A 15,108-nucleotide genomic window follows, 5' to 3' on the forward strand; every position below is an offset into this window, starting at 1 on the left:
AACCTTGGCATGGTGTGGGGGAGTTGACCATCAGCCGGTTACTGCCCTGAGCGTGCGGTAGACGGTGTCGTTGTCGATGCGGCGCCAGCCGGTGGCTGTCGTGCGCAGTATCTGCTGCAACGCGACCGCGCCAGGCTTGGTGATCAGCTTCTTGTCGATGTAGATCGTGAAGCAGTCCGGCTCATCGACTACCCAGACTTGCGTGTTGAACGGCATGGCCGAAACACGCAGAACCCGCAGGTACATAGGTCCCCCAAGACCACTGCGGGCGCCCCCCATTGTGGTGTCCCGGTATGAGACCACACTTACGGGCGGTTACAGCAGGGGATGTGAGCAATATGTGTGCGTGATGTTACGAACCGTTCGCAGCCTGCTGTTCATCGTCATCGTCGTCGTCGGGCAGGCGGTGCAGCTGCTCCTCGGTCTTCCGCCACGCGAGCAGGGCCTCCTGGATCTGCTCTGGGGTGGCGTCCGGGTTGCCGTGCACGACGACGGTCATGCGCGCGCCGTCAGTGCCGGGAAGACGGATGACGGCGCTGTCGAGCAGGGGATCGTCGCTCTCCAGTTCATCGACAATCCGCAAGGGGAGCTTCCGGCGCAACCTGTCAGAATCCTGGCGGCTGCCACTGTCGGCTGAAGCGCTAATTGCGATGGGCTCTCCGCCGTCGAGGATGAGACGGCCGGACCCGGCGACCCATCCGAGGTGAGGCTCGATCTTGGCCAAGGTCTGAGGCATACGACTGCGCGGCTTGCCGCTTTCGAGGTTCTGGACGCTCCCCTCGGCGACGCCGGCGAGCTCGGCGAGGGCTTCCTGCGAAAGGCCGCGCGCTTCGCGGGCTGCCCGGATGGCGGTTGCGAGCGCGGCCCAGTGCAGTTTGGTCCGGTCCTCTGTCATGGCTTTCATCATGCCGCACCGTTTGGCAACACGCACCTATCGAATCCCCTAATTGACCAGGATTGATCGGGCTTGGGGGAGCGTTTTTGTTGCCTCGTTGGCGCCTCGTTGCGCATGCGCCCCGTATGTGCGCCCTCGCGCGCCGTGCATCTCTGGCCACAGATTCACGGGTTCGGCCCTACGAAGCACCCAAGTAGACCCAAGGAACACCCAACGAATCCCGCGCAACCCCTTGCGTGTGCCGCTTCATTGCGTCTACGTTGTGCCTCGTGAGACCCAACGGAGACGCAATGAAGGCCATCCGCACGGCACGGGGGATTGGCCTGCGGCGTCTCGCCGAAGCCATCGGCATCGACCCCGGCTACCTCTCCCGCATCGAGAACAACAAGCAGGGAGCAGCCAGGGGGACCCTCCACCGCTACGCCGAAGTGCTCAGCGTGCCCATAGAAGCCATCACCCACGAGGAGAAGCCCCGTGACCAGGAATGACCTGGCTCCCCCCACTGAGTCCACCGCCGAGACCACGCTGATCCTGCGCCTGACGGAAATCAAGGAAGCCGTCGAGCGCCTCGCTGCAGCCCCCACGTCCGCCGAGCTGGAGCTCATGGCGTTCACGCCGGCCAAGGCCGCGGAACTGCTCGGCAAGACCGAGAACTGGGTGATCGAGGCCTGCCAGCAGGGCCGTATCCCCTTCACCTACGTCGGGAAGTCGCCGCGTCTCACCGCCGCCCACATCCGCTGGGTGCAGGCCAACGGCGAGCGCTTGCCCAACAGGTACGCGAAGCCGATCGCCGCCTGAGCGGCTTTGAGCCCCAACCGCCGTTGCGACCGGCAGCCGGGGCCCTGCGGCAAACGCCGCGCGATCCACCCACAGATCCCTGAGAGAAACAGGAGTGGACCCAGTGACCATGGTCCCAGATCAGCACGGTGAGTTGATCCTCACCGAGTCCCGCACGATGCGGGCTCAGACCGCCGGCCGTGTCGATGTCCTCGACAAGGTGAAGGCGCTGGCGCTGCTGCCAGACGGCGTGCACGCCACCACAGACATCGTCTCTTCGTACTACGAGGTCGACGTCGAAGCCATCCACAGTCTTGTGCGGCGCAACCGCGACGAGTTGACCGAGAACGGGATGCGCACGCTCAAGGGCGACGACCTGCGTGCGTTTGAGGCGGTCAACCTGACCACCTCAAAGCGGCAGGCCCTTCGCGTCTTCTCTCGCCGCACGATCCTGAACGTCGGCCAGCTGCTGACCGAGTCGGACGTCGCCCGTCAGGTGCGCACCTACCTGCTGGACGTCGAGGAGATCGCAACGCCGGCGCAGCGCATCGAGGGCGTGGAGCGGGCGCAGCTGGCCCGTGAGCGGCTGACCGCGATGGGTGTGGCGAAGCAGTTCGGCCTCGTCAACTCCTCTTACGTCGAGGCGATGGCCCGCACGGAGTTGGCGCGGATGAACGGCGAGGAGCCCGACATCGACCCCGCCGACATGACCATCACCTGCGACGAGTACCTCGACGGCCGCGTCGCGCGAGCTGATCTCGGATCGGCTCGTACCCGCCTGGGGAAGACCGTCGCGGCCCTTTACCGGGCCCGCTACGACGGCAAGGACCCGCAGAAGATCAAGCGCCCGATCCACGGCGTGCACCGCGAGGTGGCCGTGTACACGCACCGGGACATCGACCTGTTCGACACCGCCTGGGTTGAGGTCTCGAAGCACTACGACGTCCAGGACCGCTTCGAGCTGGGCGGTGCGGCATGACCGACCTGACCCCGTTCGACGTGATCACCGCGAAGCTGCCGCAACTGTCCGCGTGGCAGGCCGTGTGGAACGAGGCGGAGGAACTGCTGGCCGAGGCGCACCCGGAGGGCTACGACGTCCTCGACATCGGCCGCATCGCCTTCGACTGCCTGCCCGAGGACGAGAAGCCGGCCGCGTTGGACGCGCTCTTCTACTGCTGGTGGACGGCACTCCAGTCCGACCGCGAAGCCCGCGCCCGCTACGAGGCGATCGGCGGTGCGCTGTGACTGTCGACGCCGCTGTCTCGAAGCTCCGCTGGCTGCTGGCCCACCCCGAGGCCGTGGCTGCCGCGAAGCCCGCTTCGGACGGTGAGGCCGCCGAGCTGCGGCATCTGCTGTACGACGCCGACCCGGACGCCACCACCACACCCCTGCCCTACCCGAACCCGCTGGAGGCGTCGTCGTGACTGCGATCTCTCTGCTGGCCATCAAGGTCGACAGCCCGCCCGAGCAGATCCGCCTCGACACCGAGCACGGGCTCGTTCTGCGCCTGGAGGCCGGGGTGCACCTCAACCTCACCGACACATCCGAAGAGACCTGCACGGCGCTGGCCAAGCTTCTGATGGACGCCGCGTCCCTGAAGCGGCTTAAGGCCCTGCGCCTGCGGGAGGTGGCGTGATGGCGACGCCGACCCGCCTCGCCGACGTCGTTGAGGAAGCTCTCATCCGCGTGTGGACCGCAGCTCACCGCGAGTTCGGCCCCGACGAGCGCACGTGGACGCCGGGCCAGATCCGCGAGTACGAGCTGCGTCTCGACGCCGCACGCCTCGACCCTGCGGTGGTGGCGTGATGAGCATCCTCGACCTTCCGCCCACCCCGGCCGACGCCACCCCGGTGATACTGCCCGGCCTCCTCACCGGCCTCGGCATCACAAGCCGCCTGGTGCCCGCCTGGATCACCGACCCGGACCTGATCGACGACATCCTCGCCGGTCACGCCGACATCCCCGCCGACCTCGTGGGCGACGCCGCTATCGACCGCACCGGACTGGAGACGCCGTGATCTGGCTGCTTAACGGCCTGCTCATCACAGGGACCGTCTTCCTCCTCCTCTTCGGCGAGTACATCGCCGACCGCCTCACCAACCGCCGGGAGAGCCAGTGAGCGCCATATCCATCGGGGCCACCGGGAAGCACACCGCGGCCTACGCCGAACTCCGCACCCACGCCCACCGAGTTGAGGCCGACAACCGTGAGTTGACCGGGGCTGTCGAGGACCGGGAGCGGGAGATCCACACCGCGCTGCTCCGTGGCTGCCAGGACGCCATGCTCATCGCCCAACTCCAGGCCGAGCGTGACGCGCTGGTGAAGGCCAACGAGAACCTGCGGCACGCCGCAGTCCGCGCGAAGGCCGAGCAGGAGCGACTGCGCCGCGCCGTCGTCAACGCCCGGCCGAAGATCACCGTCGGCTACCAGAACCTCGACCGGCCCTACGTGTCCCACGTGCAGGTCCCGTACCCGGTGCCCGTCGGGCAGTCCACCGCCAACGACGAAACGCAGCAGCTGCCCGTCATCGAACTGCCCCAGCCCGGGCCGTGGCCGACGTACCGGATGCGCACCGCCTGATCCACAACCTCCCCATACGCGGCGTCGAGCACCGCTTCCCCCCAGCAGCTCCGCCGCAGCCGAGGCCTCGCCGCCCCACCAACCCCCCGGTCACGGGCGGCGAGGCCCGGCACCCCACACCTTGAAACGGAGAACCATGAGCACCAGCAGCCCCACCATTCCCGCCGAGACCGCACGCCACGTGCTGTGGATGTTCGGCCACAAGGGCGGCTACCAGCCCGGCACCTTCAGCCAGAAGCTCCTTGAGCTCCTCGCCTACGCCCCGCCCGTCCAGATGGCGAAGCTCGCTCTCGGCTACCCCGTCGAGACCGAAGCCGTCCGCATGGCCAAGTACGACGAGGACGGCATCGGCAAGCTCAAGAAGGCCGCCGGGCTGCTCTGCATCCGCTGTGGCGACGAAGACGGCCCGTTCGTCGGTGCCCCCAAGCAGCCGCTGTGCGAGCCCTGCGCCCGCCCCATGCCCCTGGACGGTGTTGCGTGACCGCCGCGGTGGAGGTCGAGGGGCCGGCCGAGGTCGAGCCGGGCCTGTACGACATCCCCGCCGAGCTGTACCACGCCGATCCGATCCCCGGCGGCAGCCTCTCCTCGACCGGAGCCCGCAAGCTCGCCACCCTGTGCCCCGCCAAGTTCAAGTACTGGTCCGAGCACCCGCAGCCGCCGAAGAAGGAATTCGACCTCGGCACCGCCGCCCACACCCTCGTCCTCGGCAACGGGCCCGAACTGGTCGTCGTCAACGCGGAGAAGTGGACCACCAACGCCGTCAAGGCGGAGGTCGCCGCGATCCGCGCCGAGGGCAAGACGCCGCTCAAGCCGTCCGAGCTGGAGCAGGTCAAGGCCATGGTCGCCGCACTGCGCGCCGACGAGGAGGCGTCTGCGCTACTCCACCCCGAGTCCGGTGTCGCCGAACAGTCCGCCTTCTGGGAGGACAACGGCATCTGGCGCCGGGCCCGCTTCGACTGGCTCCGTCACGACGGCCAACTCGTCGACTACAAGACCACCAAGTCCGCGAACCCGATCGACCTTCCCAAGGTCATCCACGACTGGGGTTACCACCAGCAGCAGGAGTACTACCTCGACGCCGGCCTCGCCCTCGACCTGGTCGACCCCGAGAAGCCGTTCCAGTTCGTGCTGCAGGAGAAGGAACCGCCCTACCTCGTCGTCGTCACGACCTGCGACCCGATGGCCCGAGAAGTCGGCCGCCACCTCAACACGGTCGCCCTGAACGCCTACGCCATCTGCCGCGAGAACGGCGAATGGCCCGGCTACATGCCCAACCCGATGACCGCGCTGCCCTCGTGGGTCGAGCGCCAGTACGCCTAGGAGAACCATTCATGTCCCAGCTTCCGCCGCCTGTCCGCACCGGACGCCCCGCCGCCGAACAGAACGGCTCCTCAGGGCAGTTCGCGTTCCGACCCGCCAGTAAGGCAGGCCGCAAAGCCCGCCTGTCCATCCAGGGGTTGTCCGGCTCCGGCAAGACCTGGACGGGCCTCGGCATCGCCCACGGCCTGTCCGAGGGGCGCCGCTTCGCCGTCATCGACACCGAGAAGGGCGCCGCCAGCCTGTACGCCGGGATCGGCGGCATCCAGTTCGACACGCTGCCCATGGACCGCTACGACCCCCGCGACCTCGGCCGCGCCCTGGAAGCCGCCGCGCAAGCCGGCTACCCGACCGTCTTCGTCGACAGCCTGTCCCACTTCTGGAAGGGCACCGACGGCACCCTCGACCAGGTCGAGAAGGCCAAGGCGAAGTACGGCGGCAACAAGTTCGCCGGTTGGAAAGACGGCACCCCCATGCAGAACGACATGGTCGCCGCGATCCTCGACTACCCCGGCCACGTCGTCGCCTCGATGCGCTCCTACACCGAGTGGGTGCTGGAGGGCGGCAAGCCGCAGCGGGTCGGCATGCGGCCCGAGCAGCGCAAGGGCATCGAGTACGAGTTCGACGTCGCGGTGGCCATGGACATCGACAACACGCTCGAAGTCCTCAAGTCCCGCTGCCCGGCCCTGAACCGCAAGGTCATCCAGCGCCCGCAGGGAGCCCGCGACATCGCCGGCCCGCTCCTCGCCTGGCTGAGCGCCGAGCCGGAAGCCCAGCCCGCGCCCGAGCAGCAGTAGCCCACCTCGTTCGGCGGTCGGCCGCACCCGTAATGCGGCCGGCCGCCGCCTCCAAGGAGACCACGATGACCCATCTCCCGTACACCGACGCCGACCTCCGCGCCGAGGCGGCCCGCCAGTACGCCGAGGTCCTGCGCGCCCCGGATCGCCTTGAAGTGGGCGACGAGATGCGGAACACCCCCATCCCGTCCGCTGTCGGCGGTCCGAACGCCGAGGACGGCATCACCTGGGGCCACCTGCCCTACGACGACTTCCACGACGCCAGCCGCGAAGTCCACGAACTACTGGACGACGCCCCCGACCTCTCCCGCTGGGCGGTCGACCTCGCTGCCAGCCACCTGACCCGCACCACCGAACTCACCTGGGGCCACGGCAGCAACTGGGCGCTCGCCGTGCAGCTCGCCCACCGGCCCCGCCTGAGCCCCGACCTGCACAACGAACTCGTCACCGCCATCCGCGGCGCGGTCCGCCTCGTCCTCGACAACCGCAGCATCGACACCCCCGAGATCAGGCAGCAGGCCGCGACCGAGGAGGCGACCCGATGACGACGCTCCCCGAGTCGACGCTGCTCGTCTGGTACTGCCGCCGCTGCGACAAGTCGTGCAAGGTGCAGCCCCCGGACCCCGAGCAGGTCGCCTGCCGCTGCGACAACCCCGTCCCCGGCCTGCGCCCCACCCGCGTCACCGTCCTGCACGCCCCGAAGCCGCGCCCCCTGCACGCCCTCAGCGACGAAGAAGCCCGACTCCGGGCGCTCGCCCGCAAAGGCACGAAGGTGCGGGTCACGTTCGAGGGCGAGATCGCCGACGCCTTGCAGTGGTCCAGCGCAGGCAGGCACGGCATCGACTTCGTCGTCAAGTCGCCGGACGGCCGCCGACACCCCGTCAACGGCACCCAGCCCGGCCTTCGTATCGAAGCCATCACCGACGAGGAGTCCGCCTCATGACCGCGACCGTGCAGCCTGCCCTCGACGGCAGCGTCCCCAAGCCGCGCGCTCAGCAGCGCATCGACGACTACGAGACGTGGGCCGAGCTGGTCCGCCCCACCTTCGTCGAGGTCGCCAAGACCGGGCAGCCGTTCCTGTTCTGGAAGGTCGCCCGCGAACACGAACTCCCCGACCCGCCCGACCGCGACCACGACTGGGGAAGGTTCGCCGCCACTCTCCACAAGGACGGCGTCACCCGCTGCGACGGCTTCGGCCTCACCCGCGACAAATCCTCCGTCCGCCGCTGGCGCGGAACCGTCGCCGCCATGCAGGGGAGGGCCGCATGATCGACGTCGCCCTGTTCCTCGCCTGCTTCACCCTCATGACCGGCATCGCCGCCGTCACCTGCGCGGTTCGCGTCCGCGCCCGGCAGGAGGACGGCGAATGAGCCCCGAGCAGATCGACGCCGCCACCAACGCCTGGATCTGGGCCGAAGACCAGGCCGCCATCTACGGGCCCGGCCTCGCCCTCTTCGCCGCCGGCATCGCCGTGTCGTGGGCGTGCGCCCGCGCCGGCCGGTGGCGGACCAGGCGCCGCGACATCCAACGGCTCGAAGCATTCGCCAACCACCCCGCACACCGCGCCCGGAAGGAGGACCGGTGACAACCCGCACCCTGCCCGACCACGGCACCACCGCCCGCGCCTACGGCAGCCCCGGCTACCGCCCGCCCTGCAAATGCGAGCCCTGCAACGTCGCACGCCGCCGACACCACAAGCACGCGCGCGTCCGGCGACAGCTCGGCCGCAGCCCCTTCACCAACCCCGACACCGCCCGCGCGCACCTCCAGGAACTCCACAAGACGATGTCGTGGAAGACCCTCGAGGCCGCCACAGGAGTACCCATCGGCGGCCTCGTCCTCCTGTACAGCGGGCGCCGCACGAAGATCCGCAACGAAACCCACGCCAAGATCATGGCGGTCACGGCGCCCACCCGAGGCGACCGCGGGCAGTACCTCGACGTCACCGGCAGCATGCGCCGCGTCCAAGCACTCTCCGCCATCGGCCACTCCTACTCCGCCATGGCCGAAGCCACCGGCAGCGCCCGCAACCGGATCCTCTCCATCGCCAACGGACGGCAGCCCACCATCCGCCGCGACCTCGCCGAACGCATCGACGCCGCCTACCAGCAGCTCGCCTTCATGCCGCCACCGGCCAACAAGTTCACCAACCGCACCCGCAACTTCGCCCGCGCCAACGGCTGGCGCGACCCCCAGTGGTGGGAGGACTACGGGCACATCGACGACCCCGACTTCAACCCGGCGACCGCCGACCGCGAACTCGGCCGAGACGAACTCGCCGAACTCCGCCGCGAAGAGATCGAACACCTCGCCAAGTTCGGCCACAACCCCGACCAGATCCACACCCGACTCGGCGGCGAAGTCTCCATCTCCACCGTCCGCGCCATCTACCGCGAATGGGCCACCGGCACCCGCCGCAACCGCCACCCCGACACCGAACAGGAGCTCGCCGCATGACGTACCACCACGACAACGACGCCTTGACGGTCATGGACTGGTTCTGCGGGGCCGGCGGCAGCTCGCAGGGCATGCACTCCATCCCCGGTGTCCGCATGGAGCGGGCGGCGAACCACTGGGAGCGGGCGATCGAGTCGCACGCCGCGAACTTCCCCACCGTTGACCACTACCGCGGCGACATCCGCGAAGCCCCCGTCGACACCTGGCCCGTCACCGACATCTTCTGGGCCAGCCCCGAGTGCCCGCAGTGGTCCAACGCCCGCGGCAAGAAGCGTGACTTCGACGCCTCCCTGCAGGGCGACCTCTTCGACGGCTTCGGCCCGTCCGAGGAAGTCGAACGGTCCCGGGCGCTCATGGAGGAAGTGCCGATGTACCTGCGCGGTGTCCAGGAGCGCGGCGGCCTGGTCAAGGCGGGTGTGGTCGAGAACGTCGTCGACGTCCGCGCATGGGACCAGTGGGATCGCTGGATCGGCGAGATCAAGAAGCTCGGGTACGAGACCCGCGTCATCGCCCTGAACAGCATGCATGCCGACCCGCGCACCGTTCACAAGGCGCCGCAGAGCAGGGACCGCCTGTACGTTGCGTACTGGCACAAGAGCCTCGGCCGCACCCCGGACTGGGACAAGTGGCTCCGGCCGCGCGCCTGGTGCACCGGCTGTGACACCTGGGTGCAGGCCGTACAACGGTTCAAGCAGCCCGGCCGCGACATGGGCCGCTATCGCCAGCAGTACGTCTACCGCTGCCCCAACACCACCTGCCGCAGCCAGATCGTCGAACCCGAGACCCTCCCGGCCGCCGTCGCCATCGACTGGAGCCTGCCGGGGCAGCGCATCGGCGACCGGACGAAGCCCCTCGCGGACAAGACCGTCGCCCGCATCCAGGCCGGCTTGGACAAGTTCGCCCGCCCGATCACCTTGGAAGCGGCGGGCAACACGTTCGAGCGCCGCCCCGGCGTCCGCACCTGGCCCGTTGACGCGCCGCTGACGACGCAGACCACGACGGCGACGAAGGCCATGGCCTACGAGCCGTTCATGGTCCCGGCGGGAGGGACGTGGCGCAATGACCCGTCCAGCGTCCTGGACCCGATGGCGTGCCGCACCACCAGGGAGAACGACGGCCTGGCCATACCGCCCCTCCTGGTCCCGGTCGAGGGCCGCGACGGAAAGGAGCCCGGCTCGGCGAACAACCCGCTGCGCACGCAGACCGCCCGAAACGAGACTGGACTGGCCTGGCTGCCGTTCATGGTGACCATGCGCGGCGGCGGCGACCAGCTGCGCGGCCGGTCCATCGGCGAACCCGTCGGCACGGTATCCGCCAACGGCAACCACCACGGCCTCGTCACCCCGAACCTGCCAGCGTTCGTGATGCGCAACAACGGCAGCGCCGGGAACGGCGGGGAGCACTGCACCACGGCCGCCGAGTACTTCCGCACCATGACCACGGCCGGCCACCAGTCGCTCGTCACGTGGGAGCACCTGCTGGTGCCGTACTCCGGGAACGGTACGGCGAAGACGGTCCGGGAGCCCGTGGGCACGCTCTCCACTCGCGACCGGTACGCCCTGATCCAGGGCGACGTCGACATCAACGACGTCCTCTTCCGGATGTTGGAGCCGCACGAGATCGGCCGGGCCATGTCCTTCGCCGACGCCTACATCGTCATCGGCAACAAGCGGGAGAAGGTCCGCCAGTACGGCAACGCCGTCACCCCCAACTGCGCCGAAGTCATCGTCTCCGCCCTCGTCGAAGCCATCACCGGCGAGGACATCGAACGGCACGCCGAGCCGCAGTACGAGGCCGCCGCGTGACCGCCGCCCACCGGCCGCGCGCCGCACCCTAACCCACCCGCACACGACAAAGCCCCGCCGAAAGGCGGGGCCCGGAGGAGAAGGAGGAGGACGTGGGATCAGGACTCGGAGTCGTTGAGACGCTCGAGCCGGCGCAGGGCGGCCTGCTTCTTGCGCCAGGCCTCGACGCGGGCGTGCGCGTGCCGGCGCAGGTCGTCCGCGCGGGACGTCCCCTCCGCTGCGCACAGCTCCCCGTATTCGCGCCACGTCTCGTCATCGATGCGGACTACGCGGCCAGGGGTTCCCTTCGTCGTCATGAGCACAGCGTAGCTGACCGTGCGATGGCTGGTCACCCACCTGCTACGGAATGGCTCTCTATTGACCTACTGGTGACCGGTCACCCTGAGGTAGGCTGGCCCTGCACCGAGGGCATCGAATCCGCCCTCGCGAAGCCTCCATGAGGGCTGTCCCGAAACAGCGACTGACCAGCGAAGACACCCTCCCGAAGGAAGTAACCCGTGAGTACTGAGGCCGTCACCTGGGCCATGGACCACGCGCCCATGCCACGCACCGAGAAGGGCAAGCCGGACACCACCGCCCGGCACGTCCTCCAGGTGCTCGCTGAGCACGCGAGTCCAACCGGCACCAACGCGTGCCCCTCGGTGCTCCGCATGCAGTACCGCAGCGGCTACGACCGGACCACCGTCCAGCGCGCCCTGCGCCGGCTCGAGAAGGCCGGACTGATCGTCAAGGACGGAACCGTCGACGGTCGCACCCGCTACAAGCTCGCGCTCGAGTTGCGCCGTCCGGCGACGGACTGGAGCGATCTCGAGAGGGAGGAGGACGAGTTCCGGGCCGCAGCCGCCGAGCGGAAGCGCCGGTCTCGCTCCAAGGGTGTCACGCACGCAGAGTCCGTGACGGTCACGGATTCAGAAGGCGTGACTGTCACGGACGCAGAGTCCGTGACAGCCGATGTCACGGACGGAACGCCTAGCCGTCACGCACTTAAAGTCCGTCCGTCACGCACGGAACGCCGCCCTAACCACCAACAACCGTCAGACAACCAACTACTAAAAGACTCTTCTCCCGCAGCCGCCTCGAACGAGCAGCAGGCCGCAGCCGCCCCGGTCCAGACCAAGAGCGGCAGCGAGAAGACTGACCACCACCTCAAGGCCTTCGGTGCCTTCTGGAGCAACTACCCGAAGAAGCGCGACCGCGAGGCAGCCAAGAAGGCGTGGATCGCCGCCATCGAACGCGGCGTAGAGCCCAAGCACATGGTCGACGCCGCCCAGGCCTACGCCCGCGAGCGCTTCGGCGAAGACCCCAAGTACACGAAGTTCCCGGCCAAGTGGCTCGACAACGGCTGCTACGACGACGAGCCCGACCCGCAGCCCGGCCCCCAGCTCCGCGCCGTGTCCGGCGGCTATCAGCCGTACCGCAACCCCACAGACCAATCCGTCTACGACGAGGACTTCTGATGCAGTACATCCCGCCCAGCAACCTGCGCGGCCACGACGTCGAACCGCTGCTCGCGAACCGCGGCCTCACCGCCGACTGGTTCAACACCCACGACTTCGACCCGCACAGCGCCGCCAACGTCGCCCGGCACAGCTACACCGAGGCTGCCGCGAAGATCCCCTTCCACTACCGGACCGCCGTGTCGTCGCTTCCGCAGCTGCGGACCTGGATCGACACCCTCGTCGCCGACGCCAAGGCGGTGCAGACCGAGCGGGGGGCGCCGATCGCCTCGGTCAACACCGGCCCGTCGCTGCTGCTGCTTGGCAGTACAGGCGTCGGAAAGACCCACGAGGCCTACGGGGCAATGAGGGAGCTGGCCGTCACCGGCGTGTCTGCCCGCTGGGCCGTCACCACGGCCGCTGACCTGTACGCCGCGCTCCGACCCCGCCACGGTGTCGACTCGGAGGCCGAGTTCGCCCGCTACCGAAAGGCCGCCCTGCTCCTGGTCGACGACCTGGGCGCGGAACGGAAGCCGACCGAGTTCACGGAAGAGGTCAACTTCCGGCTGATCAACTACCGGTACGAGCACCACCTCCCGACGTTGCTCACCTCCAATGTCGAGCCGAAGGAGCTTGCTGGCCGCCTCGGTGATCGCGTCACCTCTCGGCTCGCCGAGATGTGCGAGCGCGTGGCGATGAAGGGCAACGACCGCCGCCGGAGGGCCGCGTGACCACCGAGACCGAGATGTGGGCCCCCGACGAGGCCGTCGCCGATGCCGGCCCGCGCCCACCGGAGCGGCCCCGCGACGTCGAAGCCGAACGCGTCCTCGTCGCCACCGCCATGCAGCAACCCAACGTCGTCGACGAACTCGGCGCCGAAGGCTTCGACCCCGCCGACATCACCACCGACGCCTACCGGTGGATCTGGTGGGCCGTCGAAGAACTCCGCTCCGACCTCCGCGACGGCGAAATCCGCTGGGTCCCCATCGCCCGCCAACTCGAAACCTGGCACGCCGACGGCCGCATGCCCACACGCCCCCTCGCCGAATCGCAACTCTCCGAGCTCTACAGCCAAGCCCACCCCGGAGCCGCCGCCTGGTACGCGGCCCGCGTCACCAAAAAGGCCGTCGCCGCCCGCGTCGTCGCACTCGGCTACGACGCCATCCTCAAAGGCGCCTCGCCGGCCTTCGACGAAGACGCCGACGTCGCCGCCATCCAGGCCGACCTCGACGGGGCAGTCCGCGCCCCCGACGACGCCAGCCTGGCCGCGATCGGCGACCTCCTCGGCGACAGCCTCATCCGCGCCGTCACCCCGCCCACCAACGAACAGCGCATCCTCACCGGGTTCATGGACCTCGACAGCCTGTTCTGCGGCGGCTGGGCGCCCGGGCAGCTCGTCGTCATCGGCGCCCGACCCGCCATGGGCAAGTCCACGCTCGCCGCGGACTTCGCCCGAGGCGCCGCCATCCGCAACAAGATCCCCACCCTGTTCGAGTCGCTCGAGATGGGCAAAGACGAACTGTCCGACCGGATCCTGTGCGCCGAAGCCCGCATCCCGCACCACCACTTGAAGCAGGGCGTCGTCTCCGACGCCGACATGGCCAAAGCCGCCCGCCGCGCCCCCGACATTGCCGCCGCACCCCTGTGGATCAACGACGGGGCGCTGCTGTCCCTGCCGATGCTCCGCGGCCGGATCCGCAACCTTGTTCGCACCCAGGGCCTTCGGCTCGTCATCGTCGACTACCTGCAGCTCATGCAAGCACCCAAGGCCGAGTCCCGGCAGCAGGCCGTCGCCGAGATCTCCCGGAACCTGAAGCTGATCGCCAAGGACTTCCAGATCACCGTGATCGTGCTGTGCCAGCTCAACCGCGGGCCGGAGCAGCGGCAGGAGAAGAAGCCGATGGTGTCCGACCTCCGCGAGTCGGGGGCGATCGAGCAGGACGCCGACATCGTCATCCTTCTGCACCGCGAAGACGCCTACGACAAGGAATCCCCACGAGCGGGCGAAGCCGACCTGATCGTCGGCAAGCACCGTGGGGGCCCCACCGCAACGATCACGTGCGCTTTCCAGGGCCACTTTGCCCGCTTCTGTGACATGGCGGTGGCCTGATGAACGATCTCAGCGCCGAAGACATCGCCGCCCTCCGAGCCGACGGCGACCTCGAGGGCTACCTCCGCAGCCTCATCGGCCGGCCCGCCAAGGCAGCCCCCAAGCCCGCCCTGGCCGCGGTCCCCGATCCCGGCTACCGGATCGCCCACGTCGGCGGCTGGCCGTTGGGCACCGCCGCGACCGGCCCGACTCCGCCGCCTGACGTGTGCACGTGCGCGAAGTGTGGCGGCAACGCGGCCAGCCCGACGCCGCACCGGAACCCGGAGGCCGCCTGATGTCCGCCGACCGTCCGAAGTGCCTGGGTCGTTGCGGGCGCCGTCTGACGAACCCCGTCTCGATCGCCCGCGGCTATGGCAAGACCTGTGCCGAACGCCTCGGCATCGACACCAGCCCCCCACCGACAGCCCGCACCCCGACCGCCGCCCCGGTCGCGCTCCACCCCGGCCAGACCGAACTGCCCCTCCAACCCTTCCAACCCACTTTGGAGAGCCTCTGATGCCGATCCGACTCCAGCGCAAGCGCACCGCTGGCTGGCGTGCAGCCGACGCCTGCACCAACCCGAACGGCTACGTGTTCGTCGGCCGTGGCTCCGGCTACGGCAACACCTGGAAGGTCGGCGACACCGCCTGGACCGTGCTGCCCGGCGGGTGGATCGACAAGCGCCCGCACGAGCCGCTCACCCGCGAGCAGGCCATCGCCTCCTTCCGTAACGCGCGCACCCACGATGTGGAGTTCCTGCGGCAGATCCGCAAGGACCTGGCCGGACGGGACCTCATGTGCTGGTGCCGACTCGACCAGCCCTGCCACGCCGACTGGCTGCTGGAAGTCGCCAACAGCCCGTTGCCCGTCGAGGCGTTCGTCGACCGCAGCCCGAAGCCCGGCTTCCTCGCCGCCGCCTAAGCCCCGCCCGGGCGCGCGTTGACCTGCGCCCGCA

General features: G+C 69.1%; 27 protein-coding genes. 24 read left to right on the forward strand and 3 right to left on the reverse strand.

Annotation, left to right across the window (positions count from 1 at the left end; translation table 11 throughout):
- Nucleotides 1-30: 30 nt before the first annotated feature.
- Together CLM62_RS12465 and CLM62_RS12470 are read right to left on the reverse strand one after the other, a co-directional pair.
- Entirely contained in the window at nucleotides 31-216 is a 186-nt protein-coding gene (locus tag CLM62_RS12465; protein WP_143659032.1) for a hypothetical protein, read from the reverse strand.
- Nucleotides 217-352: 136 nt separating this feature from the next.
- On the reverse strand, nucleotides 353-895 hold the full coding sequence (locus CLM62_RS12470) for a helix-turn-helix transcriptional regulator (RefSeq protein WP_107483781.1): 543 nt from the start codon (nucleotides 893-895) through the stop codon (nucleotides 353-355).
- A 290-nt stretch (nucleotides 896-1,185) separates the two neighbouring features.
- Between CLM62_RS12470 and CLM62_RS12475 the strand changes: the two genes are divergently transcribed.
- From CLM62_RS12475 to CLM62_RS12555, 18 genes are all read left to right on the forward strand, one after another.
- Nucleotides 1,186-1,383 carry a helix-turn-helix domain-containing protein gene (locus CLM62_RS12475; RefSeq protein ID WP_095749890.1) on the forward strand — a complete coding sequence of 66 codons (198 nt, stop codon included), beginning with the start codon at nucleotides 1,186-1,188 and terminating at the stop codon, nucleotides 1,381-1,383.
- Complete coding sequence (locus tag CLM62_RS12480; protein ID WP_095749891.1) at nucleotides 1,370-1,693, forward strand: hypothetical protein; 324 nt, start codon at nucleotides 1,370-1,372, stop codon at nucleotides 1,691-1,693. The genes CLM62_RS12475 and CLM62_RS12480 overlap by 14 nt, the downstream gene beginning before the upstream one ends.
- Nucleotides 1,694-1,796: 103 nt before the next feature.
- Nucleotides 1,797-2,651, forward strand: a complete 855-nt coding sequence (locus tag CLM62_RS12485) for a hypothetical protein (RefSeq protein ID WP_095749892.1) — start codon at nucleotides 1,797-1,799, stop codon at nucleotides 2,649-2,651.
- Nucleotides 2,648-2,917 carry a hypothetical protein gene (locus tag CLM62_RS12490; RefSeq protein WP_095749893.1) on the forward strand — a complete coding sequence of 90 codons (270 nt, stop codon included), beginning with the start codon at nucleotides 2,648-2,650 and terminating at the stop codon, nucleotides 2,915-2,917. Before CLM62_RS12485 ends, CLM62_RS12490 begins: the two co-directional genes overlap by 4 nt.
- Complete coding sequence (locus tag CLM62_RS12495; RefSeq protein ID WP_095749894.1) at nucleotides 2,914-3,096, forward strand: hypothetical protein; 183 nt, start codon at nucleotides 2,914-2,916, stop codon at nucleotides 3,094-3,096. Before CLM62_RS12490 ends, CLM62_RS12495 begins: the two co-directional genes overlap by 4 nt.
- On the forward strand, nucleotides 3,093-3,308 hold the full coding sequence (locus tag CLM62_RS12500; RefSeq protein WP_095749895.1) for a hypothetical protein: 216 nt from the start codon (nucleotides 3,093-3,095) through the stop codon (nucleotides 3,306-3,308). Before CLM62_RS12495 ends, CLM62_RS12500 begins: the two co-directional genes overlap by 4 nt.
- The gene (locus CLM62_RS49970) at nucleotides 3,308-3,478 is read left to right on the forward strand and encodes a hypothetical protein (protein WP_179382063.1); all 171 of its coding nucleotides are present in this window, start codon (nucleotides 3,308-3,310) and stop codon (nucleotides 3,476-3,478) included. Before CLM62_RS12500 ends, CLM62_RS49970 begins: the two co-directional genes overlap by 1 nt.
- Nucleotides 3,478-3,690: a hypothetical protein gene (locus CLM62_RS12505; RefSeq protein ID WP_095749896.1), complete on the forward strand. Its 213-nt coding sequence runs from the start codon at nucleotides 3,478-3,480 to the stop codon at nucleotides 3,688-3,690. The genes CLM62_RS49970 and CLM62_RS12505 overlap by 1 nt, the downstream gene beginning before the upstream one ends.
- 97 nt (nucleotides 3,691-3,787) lie before the next feature.
- The gene (locus tag CLM62_RS12510) at nucleotides 3,788-4,252 is read left to right on the forward strand and encodes a hypothetical protein (protein WP_095749897.1); all 465 of its coding nucleotides are present in this window, start codon (nucleotides 3,788-3,790) and stop codon (nucleotides 4,250-4,252) included.
- 136 nt (nucleotides 4,253-4,388) lie between these two features.
- A complete protein-coding gene (locus CLM62_RS12515; protein ID WP_095749898.1) occupies nucleotides 4,389-4,733 on the forward strand; it encodes a hypothetical protein in 345 nt (114 codons plus the stop codon).
- Nucleotides 4,730-5,572, forward strand: coding sequence for a PD-(D/E)XK nuclease-like domain-containing protein (locus CLM62_RS12520; RefSeq protein ID WP_179382064.1), 843 nt, complete (start codon nucleotides 4,730-4,732; stop codon nucleotides 5,570-5,572). Before CLM62_RS12515 ends, CLM62_RS12520 begins: the two co-directional genes overlap by 4 nt.
- A gap of 11 nt (nucleotides 5,573-5,583) precedes the next feature.
- Nucleotides 5,584-6,366 carry an ATP-binding protein gene (locus tag CLM62_RS12525; protein WP_095749900.1) on the forward strand — a complete coding sequence of 261 codons (783 nt, stop codon included), beginning with the start codon at nucleotides 5,584-5,586 and terminating at the stop codon, nucleotides 6,364-6,366.
- 65 nt (nucleotides 6,367-6,431) lie between these two features.
- Nucleotides 6,432-6,911 carry a hypothetical protein gene (locus tag CLM62_RS12530; protein WP_095749901.1) on the forward strand — a complete coding sequence of 160 codons (480 nt, stop codon included), beginning with the start codon at nucleotides 6,432-6,434 and terminating at the stop codon, nucleotides 6,909-6,911.
- Nucleotides 6,908-7,309: a hypothetical protein gene (locus tag CLM62_RS12535; protein WP_095749902.1), complete on the forward strand. Its 402-nt coding sequence runs from the start codon at nucleotides 6,908-6,910 to the stop codon at nucleotides 7,307-7,309. Before CLM62_RS12530 ends, CLM62_RS12535 begins: the two co-directional genes overlap by 4 nt.
- Entirely contained in the window at nucleotides 7,306-7,635 is a 330-nt protein-coding gene (locus tag CLM62_RS12540) for a hypothetical protein (protein ID WP_095749903.1), read from the forward strand. The genes CLM62_RS12535 and CLM62_RS12540 overlap by 4 nt, the downstream gene beginning before the upstream one ends.
- A 97-nt stretch (nucleotides 7,636-7,732) precedes the next feature.
- Nucleotides 7,733-7,951, forward strand: coding sequence for a hypothetical protein (locus tag CLM62_RS12545; protein WP_095749904.1), 219 nt, complete (start codon nucleotides 7,733-7,735; stop codon nucleotides 7,949-7,951).
- The gene (locus CLM62_RS12550) at nucleotides 7,948-8,823 is read left to right on the forward strand and encodes a hypothetical protein (protein WP_095749905.1); all 876 of its coding nucleotides are present in this window, start codon (nucleotides 7,948-7,950) and stop codon (nucleotides 8,821-8,823) included. Before CLM62_RS12545 ends, CLM62_RS12550 begins: the two co-directional genes overlap by 4 nt.
- Nucleotides 8,820-10,628: a DNA cytosine methyltransferase gene (locus tag CLM62_RS12555; protein ID WP_095749906.1), complete on the forward strand. Its 1,809-nt coding sequence runs from the start codon at nucleotides 8,820-8,822 to the stop codon at nucleotides 10,626-10,628. Before CLM62_RS12550 ends, CLM62_RS12555 begins: the two co-directional genes overlap by 4 nt.
- A gap of 98 nt (nucleotides 10,629-10,726) precedes the next feature.
- Here CLM62_RS12555 and CLM62_RS12560 read toward each other — a convergent pair whose 3' ends face one another.
- Nucleotides 10,727-10,924: a hypothetical protein gene (locus CLM62_RS12560; protein WP_143659034.1), complete on the reverse strand. Its 198-nt coding sequence runs from the start codon at nucleotides 10,922-10,924 to the stop codon at nucleotides 10,727-10,729.
- Nucleotides 10,925-11,125: 201 nt separating this feature from the next.
- On the opposite strand from CLM62_RS12560, the gene CLM62_RS12565 reads away from it, so the two are divergent.
- From CLM62_RS12565 to CLM62_RS12585, 6 genes are read left to right on the forward strand one after another with little or no spacing between them, the layout of a single operon-like run.
- Complete coding sequence (locus CLM62_RS12565) at nucleotides 11,126-12,085, forward strand: helix-turn-helix domain-containing protein (protein ID WP_095749908.1); 960 nt, start codon at nucleotides 11,126-11,128, stop codon at nucleotides 12,083-12,085.
- A complete protein-coding gene (locus CLM62_RS12570; protein WP_095749909.1) occupies nucleotides 12,085-12,795 on the forward strand; it encodes an ATP-binding protein in 711 nt (236 codons plus the stop codon). The genes CLM62_RS12565 and CLM62_RS12570 overlap by 1 nt, the downstream gene beginning before the upstream one ends.
- Nucleotides 12,792-14,174, forward strand: a complete 1,383-nt coding sequence (locus tag CLM62_RS12575; RefSeq protein WP_257003818.1) for a replicative DNA helicase — start codon at nucleotides 12,792-12,794, stop codon at nucleotides 14,172-14,174. The genes CLM62_RS12570 and CLM62_RS12575 overlap by 4 nt, the downstream gene beginning before the upstream one ends.
- The gene (locus CLM62_RS12580; protein ID WP_095749910.1) at nucleotides 14,174-14,449 is read left to right on the forward strand and encodes a hypothetical protein; all 276 of its coding nucleotides are present in this window, start codon (nucleotides 14,174-14,176) and stop codon (nucleotides 14,447-14,449) included. Before CLM62_RS12575 ends, CLM62_RS12580 begins: the two co-directional genes overlap by 1 nt.
- Nucleotides 14,449-14,670, forward strand: a complete 222-nt coding sequence (locus CLM62_RS49975; RefSeq protein ID WP_179382065.1) for a DUF6011 domain-containing protein — start codon at nucleotides 14,449-14,451, stop codon at nucleotides 14,668-14,670. The genes CLM62_RS12580 and CLM62_RS49975 overlap by 1 nt, the downstream gene beginning before the upstream one ends.
- A complete protein-coding gene (locus CLM62_RS12585; RefSeq protein WP_179382066.1) occupies nucleotides 14,670-15,074 on the forward strand; it encodes a DUF4326 domain-containing protein in 405 nt (134 codons plus the stop codon). Before CLM62_RS49975 ends, CLM62_RS12585 begins: the two co-directional genes overlap by 1 nt.
- Nucleotides 15,075-15,108 lie beyond the last annotated feature (34 nt).

Source organism: Streptomyces sp. SA15, assembly GCF_002291145.1.
Classification (GTDB): domain Bacteria; phylum Actinomycetota; class Actinomycetes; order Streptomycetales; family Streptomycetaceae; genus Streptomyces.